A 22,118-nucleotide genomic window follows, 5' to 3' on the forward strand; every position below is an offset into this window, starting at 1 on the left:
TAGAATTGCGCCTCCGTTATCATTCCTGATTATCGGTCGTAATGACTCTTTTGTGGCGCTTTTCAAATCGCTGTTTGCTGTTCTGGTTAAATTGATCGATCAATTCGAAGTAGCGCTGCTTTTCGACCTCCCAGCTAAATCGTTTGGCGATGTTGCTAGAATTTTCGACAAAATACCGCCTTTTGTTATGATCCTGATATAAATCCAATACCGCAGCAACAATCGTTTCGCTGCGGTCTGGATCAACATAGATCACGTCGGAATCTCTGAAATAGTAATTATGACAAGCTGTTCGCACCGTAATGACTGGCTTCCCCATCACTAATGCTTCGAGCGTTTTGGTGGACATGACGATATCACTAAAATCATTTTTGGGCGGCAGCCAAATCACAGCATCCGCGCGCAGAATTTCGGTTGGCATTTTGCTGAGGGGGACTGGCGGTTCAAATTTCACCCAGGAAAAGAGCTGCGAATCGGCCACCGTCTGCTTGAGTTCATCAATGTATTCTCCATTACCAATGATCCGAAATTGAATGGTTGGAATTTTATCTTTGATCATCGGCAATGCCGCGATGACAGTCCCTAATCCATTCCGCTTCGAAATTGTGCCCGCAAATAAGAGCACGAATTCCGATCGGCTCGAATCTTGGCTCAGCGTCTGTGTGGGACCCATAAATAAGCGAGGATCGGGCAAATTCATGATAACCGAAATCCTGTCCCGATGGGCGCCCCGCTGAATCAGTTTTGATCGAATAAACTCGGTGGTTGTAATGATCTGATCCGCAAACTTCAAACTCAGCCTTTCTTGGAATTGGATCAACTTGATGAGCCAGGTCCTATTCGGATATAGAATTGAAAACAGCTCGGGCATCGGATCATGAACGTCGATAATCACTTTTGCACCGAGAAGCTTTGGGATCATCGCCGCAAATATCAGAAAATCCGGCATATTGTGGACATAACAAATTTGATAGTTTCGTCTGATATGTAGAAGACCTGCCAACCCAAAACTCATGACGAAAAACGCCAGGTACTCAAAGAAGTAGCGCAGCACTTTTCCTCGGCGCTTTTTGATGGGAATCTGATAAATTCGCACTCCATGAAGACAATCAATTCGCCGATGGCTATTATGACATAATGCTATCACATCCACCTGATAGCCGTGATCCATTAATGCCTCTGCCTCGCGCTGAACGCGCGGATCCTTATCATAAAAAGATTGGGAGATCATCAAAATTCGAGAATTCATATGTCACATTCTTACGTGAATTCAAAATGACATCGGCCATCAAAGCGATTTCGAAAGATCAGCTCCCACAAGCTGTAGGCACACAGCGCTTTGAAGGCCGAGCAGGGATCAATTTCAAAACAATGGTTACGATTGAAAATCCTAGTTAATTGAACTGCAAGCGGCGTTTCCTCTTTTTATGATCATCGTAGTAATAATAGTCGTAGCGATAATATTTTTCCCAGCGAGTGGCGAAGTTTACCACCAGCCCCAGGATCTCGCCTTGTTCCCGCTGCAATAACTCTTTCGCCCGCCTGATCTCTTTCTCAGAATCAAAGCCAGCTCGCACCACCAACACGGAAGCGTCAATAAATTCCTTTAACACGCCAGCATCGCTGACTGCATTGATCGGCGGCGTATCGATCAGAATGATATCGTACTGCTTCTTCAACACCTCCAATGCCATGCTCATGACTGGACTGGCCAACAGTTCCGATGGATTAGAAGTGGGGCTGCCGCTGGTCAGCAGATCCAGATTGGGAAATTTTGTTGCAATAATTCGGTTCTTGAAAACTGAAACCCTTTCCTCCCAGTCACCCTCGCTATTTAAATCGGTTTTTTCATCAACAATCGCCGTTTTTGACACCGAAGGAATTTTCATTAATGCATTCAAACAATCGATCAACCCGGGTTTGCGCCTTTTTTGAAATAGAAGGTGCAACATCGGCTTGCGCAAATCTGCCTCAATCAACAGTGTTTTCATCCCAAGTTGCGAGATCACGATCCCCAAATTTGCTGTGATCAGCGATTTTCCTTCATTGGGGTTTGGACTGGTGATCAACACGGTTTTTGGTGAAGTAGCTGAAGCATTGAGCAAACGGGTCCGAAGTGTTCGAAATGCCTCTGCCTCAGGAGAGGAAGATCGACTTGCTGCAACAAGTTGCTTGTCGTAATGAGAGCTTGCCTTTCCGTTTATCGACCGAAGAATTTTTCGCGCCAACCAACCCCGATCGAATGAAATCACTGGAATGGTTGCCAGCAGATTCAACTCTGTGATTCGCTCGATATCTTCTACGGCTTTGACTCTGCGGTCCAGATATTCGAGGGACAGAGCTAGCCCGCATCCAAGCATCAATCCGAATACGATCGAAAGCACCAGATTGAGCAGCTTATGAGGCCGGGATGGGCGATCTGGAACTTTTGCTGGGTCGATGACTCGGATATTGCCGACCCGTTCAGCTTCAGTGATCTTGGTCTCTTCCTTCTTTTCCAGCAGCATCTTATAGATCTTTTCATTCACTTCTTTATCTCGCATCAATTGCGCAAGCCTCAGCTCCTTATGGGGCAGTTGTTGCAGACGCTGCTGATAGCTGTCGATTACGCGCTTCAACGCCATTTGCTGGGCTTGATAAGTCTGAATCTCGATCTCAATATCGATCGATTCCGACATGAATTTTTGAATCTGAGAAATGGGGTCTACCACGCTTTCGCCCGTGGCAATTTTGGTGCTCTCTTCTTTGAGATTCTTCTTGACCTCCGCAATTTGCTCCCGAAGTTTTGCCAACTTGGGATGATCCTCTGCATAATCCTGGAGCTTTAAAGTGGTATATTGGACCTCCAAATCGACCAATTGTTGTTTCAACTTTTGCGCCCAAGGACTGCTTGTCTCCGTGAGTGCAGGCCCAAGCGCCTCGCGCTCCTTGTCTAATTTCTCTTTGATAAAAGCCAATCGTTTTCGGGCTGCATCTAAATTTGCCGTGGTCTTGTTATAAATATTTTCTGCCTCGGTAATGCGACGGTAAATTTCTTCGGCCTCCTTATCGATGGAAGTGACCTCATTTTGCTCGCGGAAAGTCTTCAGCGCCAACTCCGCTTCATCGAGCTGCTTCTTAAAGGTCTCCAATTGCGCCTCAATAATGCTGCGGACATTTCCTGTTTCTTTGATCTTAGCCCCAAGATTTCGCTCTTGTAGCACTTCCACCAGTTTATTGGCAATCAATGCAACCGCTTCAGGCGTATACGCCTCAACATGAATCTCTATCACCTCAGAGTACGGCACGGCCTTCGCTTCAATGCTCTTCTGAATTCGTTCAGCGATATACTGCTCCTTGCTAAAATTTGGCCCGGGATTTTTGGGGATAGGAAACGAGTTGATGACTTCAACTGGTAGGTTCTGGACCACAGCCTCAGCAACCGAGCGGCTCTTAATCTCTTCAATTTGATTTTTAATAAAGCTTTTATTTGATAGCAATCGGTATGGATCACTTGGATCAGCAACGCTGCGATGTTCCTCGAAGATGATTTTGGTATCCGCACGGTAAATTGGTGCTAACACCTGATTGAGAATCATCACAGGTATCACTACAATCATTAGACATCCAACAACCACCCATTTCCTTTGCACTATAATTTGCAAATATTTTGAAAAATCGAATTGTTGATTTTCAATTGCACTCATAGGGGCTCCTTCTCCCATCTTCTTCATAAAGCTCTGAGCACTGAACCCATTCAAATTGCTGGAAACTGTTTCGCCACTAAACCATGATCCCATGAAATTTTGCCTGCGCGCAAAATCTGTATTTATGGCGAATCATCAAAAAAAAGATGAAAACTTGCGACGGACCATCATGGCTGTATCAATGCTACTATCCGTATGTATCGCTACTTGACAATAAACCAGTTTCTTGTTAGCTATTTTTGCGGTTGGCTGGGAGTAGCAATTTTTTTTATTGAATACCTTCAGTGCCAATCAAAAGCGTAAAATTTTTGTTCTTCAGCTTGGGAATGTTCACGATTGGAATTGGACAGGGTCATAAAATGAATTTACGACTCCATCTCTGTTTCTGGTATGAAAATTGTCTTTGGCTACCTTCTCCATTCTCACGATCAAGGGTTTAGTGGATTTTATAGAGAGTTTTGTCCATATTTAGGTCTCAAATTGATACAAAGAACACCAATGTAATACATATTTGACTGATATACCGTCATTGATTGAATCATTCGGATCAGTTTTTATGAATCTACTGAGTGGAAAAATTATTTTGGCTCCTCGGCCAGATGGAGCGATCGAGCTAACTCAGCAACGCTTCATGACCAATCAGGTCGATCTGCATGTCGAACGCATTGCAATATTCAATTTTCAAAATCGGAATATTTGCTATGACTCAATGAGCCAAATCGCTTGTGGGATGATCGGTTATGTTTCAAATCTGGGTGAGATAAAATCACAATATGGTTTTGAAAATTCCAGCGATGTTGAAGTGCTCAGTCGGCTCTATTGTTTGCTTAAAACCGATTTTGCAGCCCAACTGGACGGTGTGTACACGATCTTTATTTTCGATGGAGCAGCCAAGCAGATCTTTCTTTTTCAAGACCGCTATGGCTCGCAATTGCCGCTCTATTACGTTCAACATGGCAATGAACTTTTCTTCAGCAGTTCTCTCAAAGCGCTTCTCAGCATCGCGCCGATAAAACGCGAATTGAATATCGATGCGATCTATAATTTTCTTTATCACAAAAAAACCATAGCCGCTGAATTTACATTGATCAAAAGGGTTAATAAACTGCTCCCCAACCAAATGATCGCAATTGATCTGCAATCGTGTTCTGTGATGATTCGACCGATCAAACGGCGCGACGAAAAAATCTCCCGCTCGGTGGCAAAATCGGAATTGATCCGTTCCATCACTTCAAATTTAGAGCGACTTTATTCCCACCTATCCGATCGGAGAATAGCACTGACTCTCAGCGGCGGATATGATACCAATTTGCTGCTCTCCTATTTGCGAAAACTAAGCACAGCATCATTTACTGCAATTACTATTGGGGGGATCACTCGCAACGAGATCGACCAAGCAAAACAGATTGTGCGTCACTATCAGCCCCTTCATCATATCACTCGAGTGATTCCCGAAAGCCTAATCGATGCTTTGCCAGATATCGTCTGGAGGACCGAAGGGGCGGTTTTCAATGAAGGGCTGTTTCTCCAATATGCCTTGGCCAATATTTTAGCAGAAGAGGGACATCAGTTTATCTTTCTTGGGGATTGTGCGGATCAACAATTGGATCATTATCGCAATAGTTGGCATCAGCGATTACTGCGAGACCTGAAGCGGACCATCAAGAGCTCTTGGTGTGGACTTGCATTGTATCGTTTGACTAAACAGCAAGAACCTATCTCCCCTAAAACCGCTGCGTTCCAAGCGAAATTTCGACGCTTTTCAATGAACCTTTATCCATTTGGTGACCTCGATTTCGAGTTCATTTTGAGAAAAGGCGGCCTGATGCTCAATAGCGTCGGGATTCAAGGCATTTATCCTTACCTAAATGAGACAACCCGAGCCATGTCCAAAGCTCTTGGTCGACTCAACTTCAGAAAAAGATATTATAAAAACCAGGTCAAGGCGAGCTTGGACCGCAATGTCGCTGGCTATATTCAAAAAGGAGATGGCCGAACCGATATAGAATATTTGATAACGGCACGCCAATCGTTGATGAGTGAGTTGCTCCGTACCGAGTTCATCCGCGGCATCCTCACCAAAGACCAGATCGACGTGCTGATGAACCATTCCAACTATTACCCAGCAATCATGCTTCATCTGATGTACATCTATCTCTTCCATCAAATATTCATCACTGGAAGATTCGATGCTCAGTTCAATCAACCAGGGTTGAGTATTATTCTACCAACGTTCTTTGATGGACAAAAATCATAGACCTGGCGATTGGTTCTTTCGATACAAAACCAGATTATTCCAATAATTTTGCGCTCTCTAGAACCGACAATTGAGAATTGCAATAGCAACATTGTCGAGGGTATTAAAATGGGAGGTAGTGAGTATAACTTTTACTTCCTCTCGAATTTCAACAAAATCAGAACATCTATGTGGGGAAAAAAAACTAGAATTTTCCGCATTATCGAGGAAATGTTCCTATTTATCAGATAAAAAAAGTGCTATATTGCATCGCAGTTTTATTTCTCCGCAAAAAACTAATAGCATATGGGTGAAAAACCGTACTGGAAGCTAGTTTGAATCATTTTATAAAAATGATTGAAAATTGTTTAGCTTTCGAATTGATTGATAACTTTATGACAGAATACTGGGAAGCCTGACAGTCATTGGGCTGCACCACTTCCTGAAAAGCGATGACATAACATTAGGGACTGAATGATGAAGCCGATTAATATTGCCGTCATTGGATGCGGCTACTGGGGACCCAACTTGATCCGCAATTTCAATGCAAACCCACATTGCAATATGAAAGTTTGTTGTGATTTGAATATCGAGCGGTTGAAACGAATGAAACTGCTTTATAATGAAATTGAGACCGTCACTGATTATCATCAGATTCTTGAGTCCAAGGACATTGATGCAGTAGCGATTGCTACGCCGGTTCGGACGCATGCTGAAATTGCCCGACAATGTCTCTCGGCCAACAAACATGTCTTGGTGGAAAAGCCAATCACTGCGTCAGTCAATGAATGCATGGAACTCATCTCCTTGGCCAAAGCGCATGATCGGATTTTAATGGTTGGTCATACTTTTGAATTTACCGCGTCAGTGAATAAGATTCTTGAAATCATTCAGAGCGGAGAATTGGGAGATATTTTGTATATTGCCAGTGAGCGTCTTAATTTGGGATTATTTCAAGACGACATTAATGTGGTGTGGGATCTGGCGCCGCACGATATTTCGATCATCCTGTATTTGCTCAAGCGGTTGCCGATTTCAGTGAATGCTCAGGGAAAGGCACATTACAAAAAAAATATAGAGGACGTTGCCTGGGTATCACTTAATTTCGGAGAGGATTTGATCGCGTTCTTGCATAATAGCTGGCTTGATCCATATAAAATTCGAAAAATGACCATTGTGGGCAGCAAAAAGATGCTGGTCTATAACGATATTGAGCCCAACGAGAAAATCAAGATTTTCGATAAAGGGATCAAGGCGCCAGCTTACTATGATACCTTTGCGGAATTTCATTTTACGTATCGATATGGCGATATTTACAGTCCCAGAGTCGAGGAGTATGAACCTTTGGCGCGGGAATGTCAACATTTTATTGAGTGCATTCAAAACAATCAACAGCCGATTACTGATGGCTATGATGGATTAAAAGTGGTGGCAATTTTAGAGGCGGCCAGCGAATCCATGAAAAATTCCGGTAAATCCGTTCCGATTCAATTGCCATCGATGAATTAGCCTTGAGAGGCTATCATATCGAACAAGCGGATTTTTATTGATAAGATGCGCCGTATGGTTCAAATCTGAGAGCAAATCTAGCGGTTATTTTATAAATGAGGATGATTTAAGCAAGGATCAAATCGAAAGGAAATCCGATGAGACGAGCGTTATTCATTATCGGGCTCGGGGGAATTGTTGTTTTATCTTTCATTGGTAATGTTGTCTCCCAGGAATCAGCGGAACAACGCATCCAGGTCACCAAAGAAGCTTATCTAATTGGTGAGGAAAAGAACTTAGAAATCATCGTTCACGTCTGGGGCGAAGTTCGGCAGCCGGGCGAAAAGCGCGTCCCAGACGGCATCACCATACTGGAATTGATCTCTAAGGCGGGCGGTCCCACAGAATTTTCGGACCTTTCCCATGTGATGCTCTTTAGCAAGGCCAGTCCTGCATTGACAGACGCGGAGAAGTCGAAATTAAGTTCCGAGGAAGATCGATTCATTTTAAAAGATCTTGAAAAGCTCCATGCGACGGGTCGCGCAGAGATCAACATCAATCAATATTTGAAAAATGGCAAAGCCCAGTATTTGCCACGGCTTCTGCCAGGCGATGTGGTTCAGGTGAAACGCAATGTTTGGCACAAATGGCAAACATTTATTCGAGTTGTCTCTCAGGTCGCTATCGTCGCCCAAGTGTGGTATTGGTATAGTCGGATTGATTGATTTTTAATATAATTTCAGGTACAATTCTCAAATTAACCCCCTAACAATATCAGGATGTCAGCTATGGCACGAACAGATAAGAAAACATCGGACTTCTACGAGATACTTTCGGTATTTCGTAAGCGGATTTGGCTGTTAGGTTTTTTTATCCTCGGTGTTTTAGCGGCAATTGAGGTCTACAATGAAACAGTTTCGCCGTTGTACAAGACCGAATTATCGCTTATTTATGAGGATTTAATCAAGCCGATTCCAGACACTGAGTTTTTCCAAACCAATCAACGAAGAGAGACCATATTATCGAACCAAGTGGAAGAGCTTCGAAGCCGCAAATTTTTCTCTGAGGTGGTAAGAGCCCTGCCCAGCGAAATTGTTCATCGGTTCCCAACTCCAGCTTATCTGACTGCAGAAAGTCAGATCCGCGAATTTCTGGCAGCGACAATCCGCGGGAACACTGAAATTTCGATGCCCGATAATCATTCTAATGTAATTCGCATTGCCTATATTAATCCCGATCCAGAGTTGACCCTGCAAGTCGCTCAAACCATCGCAGATGTCGCGACCCATCGGACGATCGAGCATCGGAAACAAAATATCAGTAGTACGCGACAATTGATTGAAGCGCAATTGGTGGTTTACAAGGCAAAGTTGGATTCGGCAGAACAGCAATTGCGTGATTTCAAAGAGCACCAAAAAATCAGTTCGCTCAATCAAGAGACCAATGAGTTGTTGCGCCAGATCACAGAGGCAGAGGTACTACTCACGGCGGCGCAGTCTCAGAAGCACGCGACAGAACAACGATTAAGCTATATTCGGCAAAAGATTGAATCGGAGCAGAGCCAGCTTTTGCCGAATGTGACCGAAACCATCATCCCACGGCTGCAGAAACTCAACAATCGCTTGGTAGAACTGGAATTGCAACGCACCGAGCTCTTGATGAAAGGATACTCCAATCAACATCCAAAATTGTTAAATCTGGCTGATGAAATCCAACAAACGCGGGATAATCTTTCAAACGAAACGCAGGAACTGATCGCCAAGGGTAATTTTGTTGATCCGTTATCCCAACTGAAGGATTTTCTGCGTGAAGCGATCACATTGGAGGCGGACCTGAAAGCCTATGAAGCCCAGGAGCGAACCTTGCGCAGCATTCTGGCGGAGTACGACCGCAAGATTCAGATGCTGCCAGACCTAGAATTGCAACTTGCGAAGTTGATCCGAGACGTAGAGACCAACGCCAAAATTTACACGATGCTGATGGAAGAAAATGAGCGGACACGAATCGTTGAGGCGCAGAATACGGGCAATATTCGCGTCATCGATCCGCCAGTATTCCCAACTAGCCCGATTCGGCCACGTAAGAGCCTCAATTTGCTAATCGGTCTCTTGTTCGGCACCATTATCGGCAGCATCATGGTCTTTGTATTCGAGTCATTGGACACGAGCATCAAAACATCTGCTGATATTAAGCGCTTCACGGATATTTCGGTGATCGGAAATATCCCGAAGATCAGAACAAGTGTGAATGGCCATTACAGTATTTTCGATCCGACCCGCAAACCGAAGCCGCAGGAGCTGAACCAACTCATTACCATTTATGATACTCAATCTCATGCATCCGAGGCTTTTCGGATGTTGCGAACCAATTTGCAATTCTCTTCAGCGGACTTTCGCTCCAATGCATTTGTGGTTACCAGCCCCCAGCCGGGCGAAGGGAAATCAACAACAGCTATTAACCTGGCTGTCTCAACCGCCCAGTTGGGCTACGATACGCTGTTGATCGATGCCGATCTCCGGCGACCGACGCTGCATAACACATTTCAATTGGAACGAACGCCTGGGTTAGTGGACATCCTTCAATCAACAGCCTTTCAGACGTTGTTGGCGGAATACCAGGAAGCTCAGAGAAAGCATTTATGGGAAGATTTTTTGAAACCTCAAAATTCTTCAAATTCGGATTCCGCAATAGAAGAGCCATACAGCTATTTATTAAAGCAACACAAGTTCGATTTCCAGAGTTTAGCAAATCTCTATGCTGAAATAGACAGAAGCATTAACGTTTTATCAAATATCGCTCATCTGTCGCTGCTCACTGCTGGGTCAGCGGTGAAAAATTGCTCTGAAGTTTTGGGTTCGAAATTAATGCGAACCTTTATCACTCTGGTGAAAAAGAAATATGACGTTGTTGTTATCGATTCAGCGCCATTGTTAGTAGTTACTGACACTTCGATACTTTGCTCGTTGGCGGACGGGGTGATCCTTGTTTGTGAAGCAGGAAAAACCAGCCAACGAACCATCAACCGCGCAATCGAGCAATTGCAAAACGCTGGTATTAAGATCTGGGGTATTGTGCTGAATCAATCCGCTGAAGAACCGGTGCCGCGGTCTTATCGGCGGTATTACGATGCAACTGCATAACCAATCAGTTTTAACTCAGGGGGAAGTTTTGAAACGTAACCGCATCCAGAAGGAAAATTGGCATCAACTTTTGCAAAAATTAGCGCGGCAAAAGATACAGGCGAACCTGCTGAAACAAAAAAATGGCAGAGCTCAGCTTGAAGCGCTTAATAATGGTTATTTCCATTCATTAGAATATTTCCGGCAGCGTTATCTAATCGAAAAACGCCGAGCCGAACGAAAAGCATACGATTTCTCTTTGATCGTTATTGAGCTGCCCGATGCCGATCGACAACCGCGATCGTCTGAGGCCTTAGATCAGCCCAGTGAGCTATCTGCAATCTTATTAGCAACGCTCAAAACGATTCTTCGCACCACCGATGTCGTAGCCAGATCGGGCGCAACCCTGTTGTTCGTGCTCTTGCCCGATACCAATGCTGAAGGGGCGGCGACGGTAATGCAGCGAATGAATCAGGAGCTTAGCCATTCGTTTGAATTGAACAATGGGAATCCTCGGAAGCTGCCAAAGATCAAATGCTATTCTTATCCAGAGGAGAGCCATCTGATTGAATCGCTCATCGATTCCGATCTTGTGGCAACTGGCGAATCGACCAGGCACATCGAACGGGTGATACGGAAGGCATCGGCCAATTACTATCGAATGATGTCCGATGAGAATCTTGGCCATGGTTCTGCTTTAATCAGCGCTGGTAGCGCCATTGCTGCTCTTCCCAATCCGTTTTTGGTACTCAGCGAAGCCTTTTATGACTGGTCAGATGTATGGCAAAAAATAGCCAAACGCGCTATTGATATTGTTTTTTCCATTTGCGCCTTGATCTTTTTCGCCCCAGTCATGTTAATCATCGCGCTGATCATCAAGCTCACTTCTCCTGGGCCAGTTTTTTTCAAGCAGGAGCGGATTGGTTATCTGGGCAAAAAATTCGTAATGTATAAATTCCGGACCATGCATCAAAGCCAGGACGATCAGATCCATAAGAATTATATCAAGGACTTCATTCATAATTGCAGCTCAAGTCAGCCAGGTTGCGAAGATGAACAACCGATTTTCAAAATTAAAAATGATCCCCGGGTGACGCGGATTGGAAAATTTTTGCGGCGCACCAGCTTAGATGAACTGGGACAATTCATCAATGTGTTGAAAGGCGACATGAGCTTAGTGGGACCGCGACCGCCAATCCCGTATGAAGTGGAATTATACGATTTGTGGCATCGGCGCCGCTTTTTGAGCGTCAAACCTGGCATTACTGGGCTATGGCAAATCTACGGTCGCAGTACGACGGCCTTCAACGAAATGATCCGATTGGACCTCGCATATGCTCAAAATTGGTCGCTAAAATTGGATATTAAAATCCTACTAAAAACGATTGGTGCGGTGCTCTCAATGAAAGGCGCTTATTAACGATTATAGTTTAACAATAGCATTGCCGATTGCCATACCGATCCTTACTTCGTTACCGATCCCACTCTCGACTGTAGGGTGTAATTTGTGCCGATTGGAAACGAAGCAAGAAACTCATTTCTTCAGCAAGAGATGATCAAAAATACAACCGAGAACAGCACAGCTTTTGAAAAAGGAATAATTTCAAATTGCTGCATCGCTGTTCTAAATAAAGGGGACATTTGAGGCTGGCGTCTCCTTTTTTTCATTTCTTCGCTGCGGAATGAAATATGGCACTTCTCTGGGTTGCATTGACTAATAAAATTGTATTCAAATTCTGACCAACTCAAATGAGCTGTGAATTCATTTACCAAAACAAGATTCTTCTTTCTTTGTCACTATAAGAGATTATTAGAAAAGTCCAAAGAGAGATAATTAATTCCGTGGTCTTCATAGAATAAATCGGGAATTTAGGATAGATGAAAATTTGGGTGGATTTAGAGAATACTCCTCATGTGCTGATCTTGAAGCCGATTATCGAAGAATTGCAGCGTCGCAATCATGATGTGCTCATTACAGCGCGGGACTGCTCCCAAACTCTCGAATTGGCAAATTATTTTAAAATGAATGCGAAACGGATCAGTCATCACCATGGCAAAAAGACAGTATACAAAGTATTGGGCCATTGCAGCCGCATCGTGAGATTGATGTTATATGGTCGAAATAAAGGGATTTCTGTCGCGCTGTCGCATGGATCGCGCAGCCAGATCATCGCTGCCGGTCTACTTCGAATTCCCACATTTGTGATGTGGGATTATGAATATGCCAGTTTATCCGTCATTCATCGATTTATCGATCGGTTGGCAATACCAGAGATCCTTTCCGCAGAGGCGTTTAGAGATCGAATCCCAGCATCGAAAATCCTCAAATATCCTGGGATCAAAGAACATATTTATGTGGCAAATTTAATGAACAACGGCACTGCTTGTCCAGAGCTGCAGTTAGATCCAGAGCGCGTCATTATCACCATTCGCCCCCCGGCGACAGAAGCCCATTATTACCATCCTGACGATGGCAGCGATTCGCTATTTTATCATGCGATCCGATATCTATCCCAATTCGACAATACGATAATTGTAGTTCTGGCACGAACAAAAGCGCAACAAAAGGAGATTCTTCAAGCCATCCAGCGCGATGGAGGGAATAACAAAATTATTTTCCCCACGAAAGCACAAAATGGGATTCAGCTCATCTGGAACTCCGACATCGTCATTAGTGGTGGAGGCACCATGAATCGGGAGGCTGCTGTGTTGAATGTTCCGGTGTACTCCATCTTTCAAGGAAAAATTGGCGCGATCGATCGCTACCTGCATCAAACTGGCAAATTGAAGATCATCCAATCCGTTCAAGACCTGAAGTCAATCCAGCCTGTGAAACGAGTTCGTCCCGAGCGACCGCAGCTCGATGACAATCAGCGGTTGGTCAATTTCATCGTGGAAAAGGTATTAGAAACTGGGAAGTCAGGAAAATGAATGTCATATTCCTGCGGGTGGGGATTTTTTCACATGTGAACCAAAAGCTCTATGAGGCGCTAAGTCGGGTTCATCATGTCGTGGCAAACATCGATACTGGCAAGATTATCAAAAGAAAGTCACTGCGTTTTTCAGCCTGGCATAATTTGCTCTATACGATCATCAAATCGAGGCGCTATTGGCGACAAACCCATAGCAAAAATTGCTACGCATTTTCTAAAATGACCGAATACTGCAATGCAGTGATTCGCTCGAGAACCGACTACGATATTATTTTTCAGACCCAATGCAAATTTAGCATCACTGAAAACCCTTACTCCCGGCCCTATTTCATTTACACCGATTTGACCCAAAAATTGTGCGATCAATTCTGGCCCGGGTGGGCTTTATTTGGCTCAGCTGCAGAAGTGCGCCATTGGTACCAACTGGAATCAGCAGCATACCATCGGGCCGACATCATCTTTACATTCAGTGATCGGCTGAAACAATCATTCGTGGAAGATTATCATATTAGCCCTGATAAGGTTATCGTTGTGGGTACGGGGATCAACGCTGATATCATTGAAGAGATCGGCTTCAGCGAAAAACAAACACAGCGTTTCACCATGGTATTTGTTTCGAGCGAATTTGAACGTCAGGGTGGACCGCTGGCGCTAAAGGCTTACGAGCTTGCTAAACGTCAAGTGCCCGGAATTGAACTCATCATCATCGGCCGCCATCCGCGGAAAATACCGACTGATGTTACCGTATATGACTATTCAAGTCTTGCAACAATCGACCAAGTTCTCCGAAGGGCCCATATCTATCTTATGCCAGGTAAATTGGGGGGCATTCAATCTGTGCTTCAGGCAATGTATCAGAAATGTGTTTGCATCGCGAGCCGCTCGAACCTCTTGCTCTCAGATCTGATTTTGGACAATGAAACTGGCATCCTGATTAGGACGGAGGAACCATCAGAACTTGCCCAGCGGATTATTGAACTATACCATAACCCATCCTGGTGCGCTACGATTGCAGAACGGGCGCATCGCATGGTCCAAAACAATTTTACCTGGGACAAGATCGTTGCTCGCATGTCTCAATATTTTGCCATTTAAGCGGAACAGAGTTATGCAAGATTTTCATCAGAAAATTAGGGTCAATGCCGTCTATCTTTTGCTTCAGAAATTGACCGCACCCGCGATAAATCTACTGCTCACGATCTATATTGTCAATAAATTGAGCATCGCTGATTATGGGATCTATAACATCATCTATGCGGTAATTGGGTATTTGTCCCTCTATTCCTCTCTGGGAATCTTAAACGTGCTGCAACGATATATTCCTGAATTCAATGCTCAACGAAATTATAGTGGTGTGAAGAAGCTGTTTGTCTCAGCGCTAGTTTTTCGCTTTATATTGACAATCATTTTTTTGGCGTTGCTCATATGGTTTGCGAGACCAGTCGGAAAATTCTTCAAGGTGGACAATTTAAACATCTACCTTGAGCTATTTGGTTTAGGGATCTTTTTATTCCTGGAGATCCAAATCGTTGAACTCACGTTGGGCGCGCTACTACAGAATCGCGCCATCATGTTCAGTTATTTCATTGCGATCATCTTTCGCGCCAGTCTTGTATATTGGTTTTTATCGCACGGACACGGGCTTATTGGGCTGCTAAGGGCTGAAACCATTTACTATGCAGCGCTTTTAATCACCCAATTGACATTTTATTTTTATGATTTTGCCGCCAAAAATCACTCGGAGAAGCAGAAATTGCCCTTGAAGCGATTATTGCGGTACAGCGGTTTGAGCTATTTGGATGAGCTCGGTTGGACTGTGTTGGATGTTAAGACAGATTATTTCGTCATCTCTAATTTTCTGGGTCCGACCATGGTTGGCCTTTATGCATTTGCCAATCAGGTCATCGAAACAGTCGCGAAATTGATGCCAGATAAAATGATCCGACCGCTGATCCGAACCGCTTTCTTTTCCAAATTTTCGGAACATCGCGATCTCGAAAAATTAAACGAAAATTTCAATTTGCTCGTCAAGCTAATTGCCTTCATCTCATTCCCTTTGTTCTCCGGCATCATCGTGTTAAGCGACAAGATCATCGTTCATTTTTATGACGCCAAATATCTGCCAGCCCAGAAGCTCATCTGGATGTTCACGGCTTTCCTATTAATTATAAGCTTTCAATACCCATTGCAGCTTGTGGTTCAGGCGGTCGAAAAAGTTGAAATCACTTTCTACAGCAAAATCTTCTCGATATACAATCTCATTGTAGAGATTCTGGTGATCCAATCACTCGGGCTAATGGGGGTAGCACTAGCGACCTGCTCCGCTCGTTTGTTTCAAACCTTGTTTATCTTTCATGGCATTCGAAGGCATGTGCCGATAAAAATAGCATTCCAACCGCTATTGAAAATTTTATTCAATTCGCTGGTCATGATGGTATTTTTATTGGTGGTGAGAGGGATGATAATTAGCACACTGAGCCTTATCGTTATTCTGACTGGAGCTGCTGTGACATATTTGGCGATGTCATATTTCAACAAAAGTTTTTTTCTCAAAGAACGAATCCTAATAAATCAATTGTTACCGCGACCGCTATTTGTATTCTGAGAGTTGGGAAGATGAAAATCTTGTGGGTGGCACAAAAGGATTTAATGCGCGATCTCGATATCTCCACATGGATCGAGATGTGTCGCGCGTTAGGACAGAATGGTCATCACGTGACATTGGTAACGCTATCGACTTCCCCCGAGGGATTCAAAATGGATCTCCCAGGGGTGACAATCAAAGAAATTCGGGCGATCGACCGCTTCCCTCTGATGGCTTTAAGCTTTCATATTCAATTGCTCTGGCGCTGCTGCATCTGGCTGATCAATATGTCCCCAGATGTCATTTTATGCCACCCTCTTACGGTACCGTTCTTGTGGCCAGCGAGACTTCTGGCAATTTGCGTTCGTCCGAACTGCAAATTCGTCGTCGATCTGCGCACAGTGCCAGTGCGCAATAAAACTATCAGTGAGAAGATCAAAAACGCCATTAGCGATGCAGCAGTTTGGATGGCGGTGCGTCTGTTTCACGGGATCACCGTCGTTAGTTATCCTTTGCAAAAGATGATGGCTCGTCGCTACCGAATTGACCCGAACCGCATTGGAGTTTGGATGGCAGGGGTTAATGTCGATCTGTTTGAGCCGAATCGCTATAATCCGCGAGACCTAGCCCAACATAATTCCCAATTTACAATTTTATATCATGGCGCGATCGCGCATAACCGCGGTCTGTTTGAGACCGTGAACGCGATGAAAATTGTGATCGAAAAATTGCCCCAAGCTCGGCTGATGATTATTGGTCAGGGATTGGCATACGCTCGATTGGCTAGTTGGATCGATGAATTGAATTTGGGAAATTATGTTCAGCTTCGGGGCAAAGTGAATTATCAGGAGATTCCTGAATACATCGCGCGAGCCGACCTCGGAATTGTGCCCTTGCCTGATGAGTTCTGTTGGCAAGTTAGCACGCCGCTGAAGCTGTTTGAGTATTTAGCCATGGCCAAACCAGTGTTGGTCTCCCCAATTGAAGCGCATTTGGCAGTGGCAAAAGATAATCCTGCCGCGGTTTTTCTGCAATCCACTTCGCCACAGCACATTGCGGAGGGGATTCTCACTGCTTATCATCAACGTCACCAGTTGGCCCGATTTGCAGCAGAAAACCGCCAGCAGGCCGCAGAGCAATTCAGTTGGTCCCATCGCGCGAGTCAATTGGTCAATTATATCACATCGCTCTAAAAACATCAATCGATGAGTGACATTATGATCCGAACAAAAACTGCGCAGGCGAACTACATCACCCAATTGGCGTTGATGTTCATTTTAGGGGGATTGGCAGGACTGGTTTATGTGATGCTCACACCGATGTGGTGGCTGGTGTTTTTGGGAATGGCAACCCTGGTGGCTGTTTTCATTAGCAATCGCGTCGGCTTTTTAATCATTTTGGCCACTCTATTCATTTTCAACTGGCTTTTCGGCGTTCTCAGGGTAATTCCGAAGGAGATCACTTGGCTCCCTGATGTGATCCTGATCATTCTGACAGCTAAAGTTGCGTTTTTGCAAGCTGGCGAAAAACGCTTTAAGGGCACACCCATTGACATGGCGATTTTGGCGATCATTCTTTTAGGAATCATCAGCGCCATGTACAACACTGTTTCCCCTTTTACCGTGATCCTTGGTTTCAGAAACTTCTTCAAATATGTATTGATGTTTTACATCTTGCGCAATATCGAGCCCAACGAAAAGTTTTATCGATTGTTCTTTTGGTTGTTATTCATCTTTGCATTGATTCAAATCCCAGTCACCATCATGCAGGCATTATATTACGGGAACATTGGAGAAGACATCGCAGATAACGTGTCGGGCACTTTGGGCTGGCGAACTACTGGCGCTATGGCTGTGTTTATGGGATTTTTTGCCAGTATGCTCGCTGGACTATATGTACAACAACGCAAGTTAGTCTTTTTATTCTTAGGCGCCCTAAGCTTCATTCCCGTCATTCTCGGTTCTGGCTTGTTCGGCTTTTACATCATTCCACCAGCAACTTTGATTAGTTTGATTTTCGGTTATCCCAAGACATTGAAGAATTTGTTTAAATTGATCTCATTGATTGGCATTATGTCCGTTCTAATCTGGACTGGGATCAATTTTCATGATCATTTCTATCAAGGCAAATTGGCGGAGACCATTCGTTCGCCCAAAAAATTTTATAGATTCAATTTGAATTATCGCAAGGAAGGCACTTTCGGTCGTTTTCAAGCCGTGAAGGTCGCCAATGATTTGCTCTCGCAGCACCTCCCCCATCTCATGATCGGATTCGGACCAGGAAATGCTTCAGATAGCTTTTTCAGCCAATACAAAGGTCGATTGGAAAAGCAATTTCAGGGGCGAAAAATCTCCGGTGTCCAACTATCCGTCATTCTTCTGGAGTTCGGATATATAGGATTGGCGCTGTTTCTTTATTTATTCTACCGATTATTGAAAATCAACTCCATTTTTTACAAAGCAACCCAAAGTGATTTTTGGAAGTCGATTTCTATTGGCTATAATGGGATGGTTTTTTGCTATATCGCCGCCGTGATCTATAACCCTGCCTGGTTCTTCGATGTTTTGGCATTTACGTTCTGGTTCATCTCGGCGGCGATTGTCATTCGATCCGATAAATACCTTGAGGGCAGCACCGATGACCGAGACAAATAGTAAATTAACGGTCCTGATTGTTGGCCCATCCATTGCCTTGCGAGGTGGCGTTGCGCATCATCTTCGAACGCTCCTATACTCGCCATTGGCACAAAATTTCAACCTGCATTATTTTAGGGTGGGAAGCGAATATCGAGACACACGACTCCACATCTTTGTGCGATCTCTGATCACTCCGTTTGCCTTTTTCATCAAACTGCTCAGGACTCGGGCAAATGTGGTGCATTTCAACCCATCGTTCGATCGCAGATCGCTGATCAGGGAATTGACAATGTTGGCTATTTGCAAAATATCGGGATTTCGAGCCGTCGTTCAATTTCACGGGGGCAACTTAGCTGGGATCATGTCAAACGGCCGGCTGCCTCTTTATATGAGATTCATGCTCAAATGGGCTCATCGCTACGTCGTGCTGACCGAAACCCAGAAACAACCCCTCCTGGAATTTGTTCCACTGGAGAAGATAGCAGTGATTCCCAATATGGTGGACACCTCAATGTTCATCAAGCCGAAACAGAAACAAAATTTCATCATCCTGTTCATGTCCCGGATCGATGCTGCGAAAGGGGTTTACGAGGTTGTTCAAACCATCCCTGAGATTATCGGTCGCTTTCCTGAAGCCAAATTTATTTTTGCCGGTGAAGGGCCAGATCGGACCAAATTGGAATTATTGTGTTGCAGCAATGGCCTCGCGCGGCAGGTGAAATTCCTCGGCTATATCGATGACGAACAAAAGGTCAATTTTTTGGCCCAGGGCGATGTGTTTCTTTTTCCCTCGCAGCTTTGCGAGGGACTTCCTTATTCGTTGTTGGAGGCCATGGCTGCCGGGCTACCTATCATCGCCACTTCAGTCGGAGCGGTCCCTGAGATAATCCAAAATGGCAAAAATGGCTTCTTAATCCCGCCTGGGGATTCACAAAAGCTTGCCGAATTTATTATCTGCCTATTAACACGTCCCAAGCTTCGCAATAGAATGGCGAGATTGAATCGAAAAATAGCAGAACAGAAATATGACATCAATATCGTCTGCAACCAATTCAAACAGCTTTACGAACAAATTGCCTGCAACGCAAGCTAATCCAACCATTACTCAGCAAGCGATTTCTCAGTTACTGCAATTTTTAGGCAAGAATCATTACCAAGGTTGGGAACCGTATGACATTCGGCTTCGCAATTGGCCAGCATGGCTGACATCGCGACCATTACGCGTTCTGGTAACACAGTTAATGAGAATTAGTCCGCGCCCTATTCTGCGTTCTGTGCAACGACCGCAGTTTTATGCCAATGCAGTAGCATTATTCGCGCAAGCGTTTTTGATTCTATATCGCATCACTGGTCAAAGCGAATTTCGACAACGAGCAATATTCTTTTTGGATTGGTTACAACAGCATCGCAGTCCAGTCACGAACAACTTCAGCATCGGCGCCAGCTATCAGGTTAATTTAAAGGACTATGGTGCTCAACCAGATTCTCCCGCGCCCTTCATTACTGCCATGGCGGTTGAGGCCTTTTTAGCTGGTTTTGAAATTTTGCGCGAACAGCGATATTTGGAATTTGCAGAAAGCGGCATCCGATTTTTTCTCGATGAATTGCCACAGATCCAAGTAACACCAAATCAGCGCTACTTCGTCTATCATCCCAATAACCATCGGTTCTATCCAAATCTACCAGCGGTGGTAGCGGGAACGTTGGCCCATTTTTGCTCAATATCTCCTGATTCGATCGCGCTTGAGACCGCCATCAGCAATCTGCGTTATGTGGTCAATTGGCAGCGACCAGATGGCTCATGGTTTTATCGACCTAATGTGAGATACTGTGACAATTTTCATACGGGATTCATCTTAGAAGCTTTGGCAAAATTCGAGCATTATTTGCAAGATCAAACATTTCGGGATCATTTGCTTAAGGGATTGAATTACTATCAGCACCAGTTGTTTCACGCCTCAGGTCGACCTCGACATAAGAGGCTTTATGGCTTACCAACCAATGCCGACTCGTTGCTGACTCGACTGGACCTCCGCGACTGCGCTCAGGGGATTATCTTGTATTCTCTATTGGCGCGATGGGATCGAAAATTTTTCGACGCGGCAATCAATTTGGCTGAGTGGACCATCAATAACTTTCGGGCACCAGAGGGATTTTTTTATTACCAGCAACTTCCATGCTATATCATCAAAGGCCCATTCATCTCGATGCAAGCATGGATGTTGTTAGCCTTGAGCAAATTAGCTTTTGCAAGCCAGTCCTATTGTTAGGGGGATCAGAGCAATGAATCAGGTTTCGCATGACCAGATCGCAAAAAGCAAAATTCTATATATTCATAAAACGGGCCCAGGCTGGGGAGGAGCGCAACAAGGCGTTCTAAGTTTGATCAATCAGTTTCATCAGGAATTTCAAAAAACGATTTTCGTTTGTAATCATGGATTGTTATTCGAGAGGGTGAAAAACCTGCCAGTGAGATCGTATTATCTCCCTATCGGTTCTGTGTGGCTTTTCCCGGTGGCATTGGTGGGGTTGTCAATTATCTTGCTGATCGAAAAACCGGATTTAGTTCATTCCAATCACCGTTACGCTACCTTTCTGGTGCAGATTGTTCGGAAAATCTTCCCAATGAAATACCAGATCCTCCATACCGCCCGCAGCATTTTCACCGATAAAACTGCCTTTTACCTCGGCGATTACAATATTGCCATCACCGAAGCTGTACGCACCAATCTGATTCAGCAGTTTCGTATCCCCGCGGATAAGGTGGAGGTAATATACAATGGGATTGAGCTAATTCCCTCGGATGGCGATCATCCCTTCATTCGCTGTTCAAGCGAACATTTCAACCCGAATGGGAAAATTTGTATCAGTTCGGTGGGATCGTTGGTGCCAGTCAAAGGGCACAGTTATTTAATCCAGGCCGTTGCCCGGCTGCCGAAACAGACCCAGGAAAGAATCATGGTGCTTATTGCTGGCGATGGACCATTACGCAACAAGCTGGAACAGCAGGCAAAACAACTCGGTTTAAACCACGTGATTAAATTTTTGGGTTATAGAACTGATATTGATCGAGTTTTAAAACAATGTCAGTTCAATGTGGTCACCTCCAATCAGGAGGGCCACTGCCGCGTGATTATCGAGGCTTTTCGGCTTGGGAAGCCCTCTATCGCGTTCGAGCTCGATTATGTGCGGGAAAGCATTCATCCGAATCGATCAGGTCTGCTCGTGCCGCTCTATGACGTCGATGCGCTTGCGAGAGCCATCCAATTTTATGTCAATCACCCAGAGATTGCGCACCAGCATGGTGAATTTGGCAGACAATGGGCAAATGATAAGTTCACCATGAAAGCTATGTTCGACCGATATCGTGCGGTTTACCTGAAACTACTAAATACAAATTCGAAATTCAAGCGGAAAAATCGGTAATTAAAATTTA

Annotated in this window: 15 protein-coding genes; 13 read left to right on the forward strand and 2 right to left on the reverse strand. The window is 44.5% G+C overall.

The window, feature by feature from the left end; translation table 11 throughout:
• Nucleotides 1-19 precede the first annotated feature (19 nt).
• Both ONB37_04435 and ONB37_04440 read right to left on the reverse strand, forming a co-directional pair.
• Complete coding sequence (locus ONB37_04435) at nt 20-1,249, reverse strand: glycosyltransferase family 4 protein (protein MDZ7399396.1); 1,230 nt, start codon at nt 1,247-1,249, stop codon at nt 20-22.
• Nucleotides 1,250-1,394: 145 nt separating this feature from the next.
• Nucleotides 1,395-3,686 carry a Wzz/FepE/Etk N-terminal domain-containing protein gene (locus tag ONB37_04440; protein MDZ7399397.1) on the reverse strand — a complete coding sequence of 764 codons (2,292 nt, stop codon included), beginning with the start codon at nt 3,684-3,686 and terminating at the stop codon, nt 1,395-1,397.
• Between the two features lie 556 nt (nt 3,687-4,242).
• Between ONB37_04440 and ONB37_04445 the strand changes: the two genes are divergently transcribed.
• The 13 genes from ONB37_04445 to ONB37_04505 all read left to right on the forward strand — a co-directional run bounded on the left by ONB37_04445 (nt 4,243) and on the right by ONB37_04505 (nt 22,108).
• Complete coding sequence (locus ONB37_04445; GenBank protein MDZ7399398.1) at nt 4,243-5,943, forward strand: asparagine synthase-related protein; 1,701 nt, start codon at nt 4,243-4,245, stop codon at nt 5,941-5,943.
• A 453-nt stretch (nt 5,944-6,396) separates the two neighbouring features.
• The gene (locus ONB37_04450) at nt 6,397-7,431 is read left to right on the forward strand and encodes a Gfo/Idh/MocA family oxidoreductase (GenBank protein ID MDZ7399399.1); all 1,035 of its coding nucleotides are present in this window, start codon (nt 6,397-6,399) and stop codon (nt 7,429-7,431) included.
• A gap of 137 nt (nt 7,432-7,568) precedes the next feature.
• Entirely contained in the window at nt 7,569-8,135 is a 567-nt protein-coding gene (locus ONB37_04455; GenBank protein ID MDZ7399400.1) for an SLBB domain-containing protein, read from the forward strand.
• A gap of 63 nt (nt 8,136-8,198) precedes the next feature.
• Nucleotides 8,199-10,550, forward strand: a complete 2,352-nt coding sequence (locus tag ONB37_04460; GenBank protein ID MDZ7399401.1) for an AAA family ATPase — start codon at nt 8,199-8,201, stop codon at nt 10,548-10,550.
• 28 nt (nt 10,551-10,578) lie between these two features.
• On the forward strand, nt 10,579-11,949 hold the full coding sequence (locus ONB37_04465) for an exopolysaccharide biosynthesis polyprenyl glycosylphosphotransferase (protein ID MDZ7399402.1): 1,371 nt from the start codon (nt 10,579-10,581) through the stop codon (nt 11,947-11,949).
• 458 nt (nt 11,950-12,407) lie between these two features.
• Nucleotides 12,408-13,460, forward strand: coding sequence for a DUF354 domain-containing protein (locus tag ONB37_04470; protein ID MDZ7399403.1), 1,053 nt, complete (start codon nt 12,408-12,410; stop codon nt 13,458-13,460).
• On the forward strand, nt 13,457-14,557 hold the full coding sequence (locus ONB37_04475) for a glycosyltransferase family 4 protein (protein MDZ7399404.1): 1,101 nt from the start codon (nt 13,457-13,459) through the stop codon (nt 14,555-14,557). The genes ONB37_04470 and ONB37_04475 overlap by 4 nt, the downstream gene beginning before the upstream one ends.
• Nucleotides 14,558-14,570: 13 nt before the next feature.
• The gene (locus tag ONB37_04480) at nt 14,571-16,067 is read left to right on the forward strand and encodes an oligosaccharide flippase family protein (protein MDZ7399405.1); all 1,497 of its coding nucleotides are present in this window, start codon (nt 14,571-14,573) and stop codon (nt 16,065-16,067) included.
• A gap of 11 nt (nt 16,068-16,078) precedes the next feature.
• Complete coding sequence (locus ONB37_04485) at nt 16,079-17,239, forward strand: glycosyltransferase family 4 protein (protein ID MDZ7399406.1); 1,161 nt, start codon at nt 16,079-16,081, stop codon at nt 17,237-17,239.
• Nucleotides 17,240-17,263: 24 nt separating this feature from the next.
• Nucleotides 17,264-18,700 (forward strand): hypothetical protein, encoded by a 1,437-nt coding sequence (locus tag ONB37_04490; GenBank protein MDZ7399407.1) that lies wholly within the window; start codon nt 17,264-17,266, stop codon nt 18,698-18,700.
• The gene (locus ONB37_04495) at nt 18,684-19,775 is read left to right on the forward strand and encodes a glycosyltransferase family 4 protein (protein ID MDZ7399408.1); all 1,092 of its coding nucleotides are present in this window, start codon (nt 18,684-18,686) and stop codon (nt 19,773-19,775) included. The genes ONB37_04490 and ONB37_04495 overlap by 17 nt, the downstream gene beginning before the upstream one ends.
• Nucleotides 19,708-20,952, forward strand: coding sequence for a hypothetical protein (locus tag ONB37_04500; protein ID MDZ7399409.1), 1,245 nt, complete (start codon nt 19,708-19,710; stop codon nt 20,950-20,952). Before ONB37_04495 ends, ONB37_04500 begins: the two co-directional genes overlap by 68 nt.
• A 13-nt stretch (nt 20,953-20,965) precedes the next feature.
• Nucleotides 20,966-22,108: a glycosyltransferase family 4 protein gene (locus tag ONB37_04505; protein ID MDZ7399410.1), complete on the forward strand. Its 1,143-nt coding sequence runs from the start codon at nt 20,966-20,968 to the stop codon at nt 22,106-22,108.
• The last annotated feature ends 10 nt before the right edge of the window (nt 22,109-22,118 follow it).

This window comes from candidate division KSB1 bacterium (assembly GCA_034506395.1).
Taxonomy (GTDB): Bacteria; Zhuqueibacterota; Zhuqueibacteria; order Thermofontimicrobiales; family Thermofontimicrobiaceae; genus Thermofontimicrobium.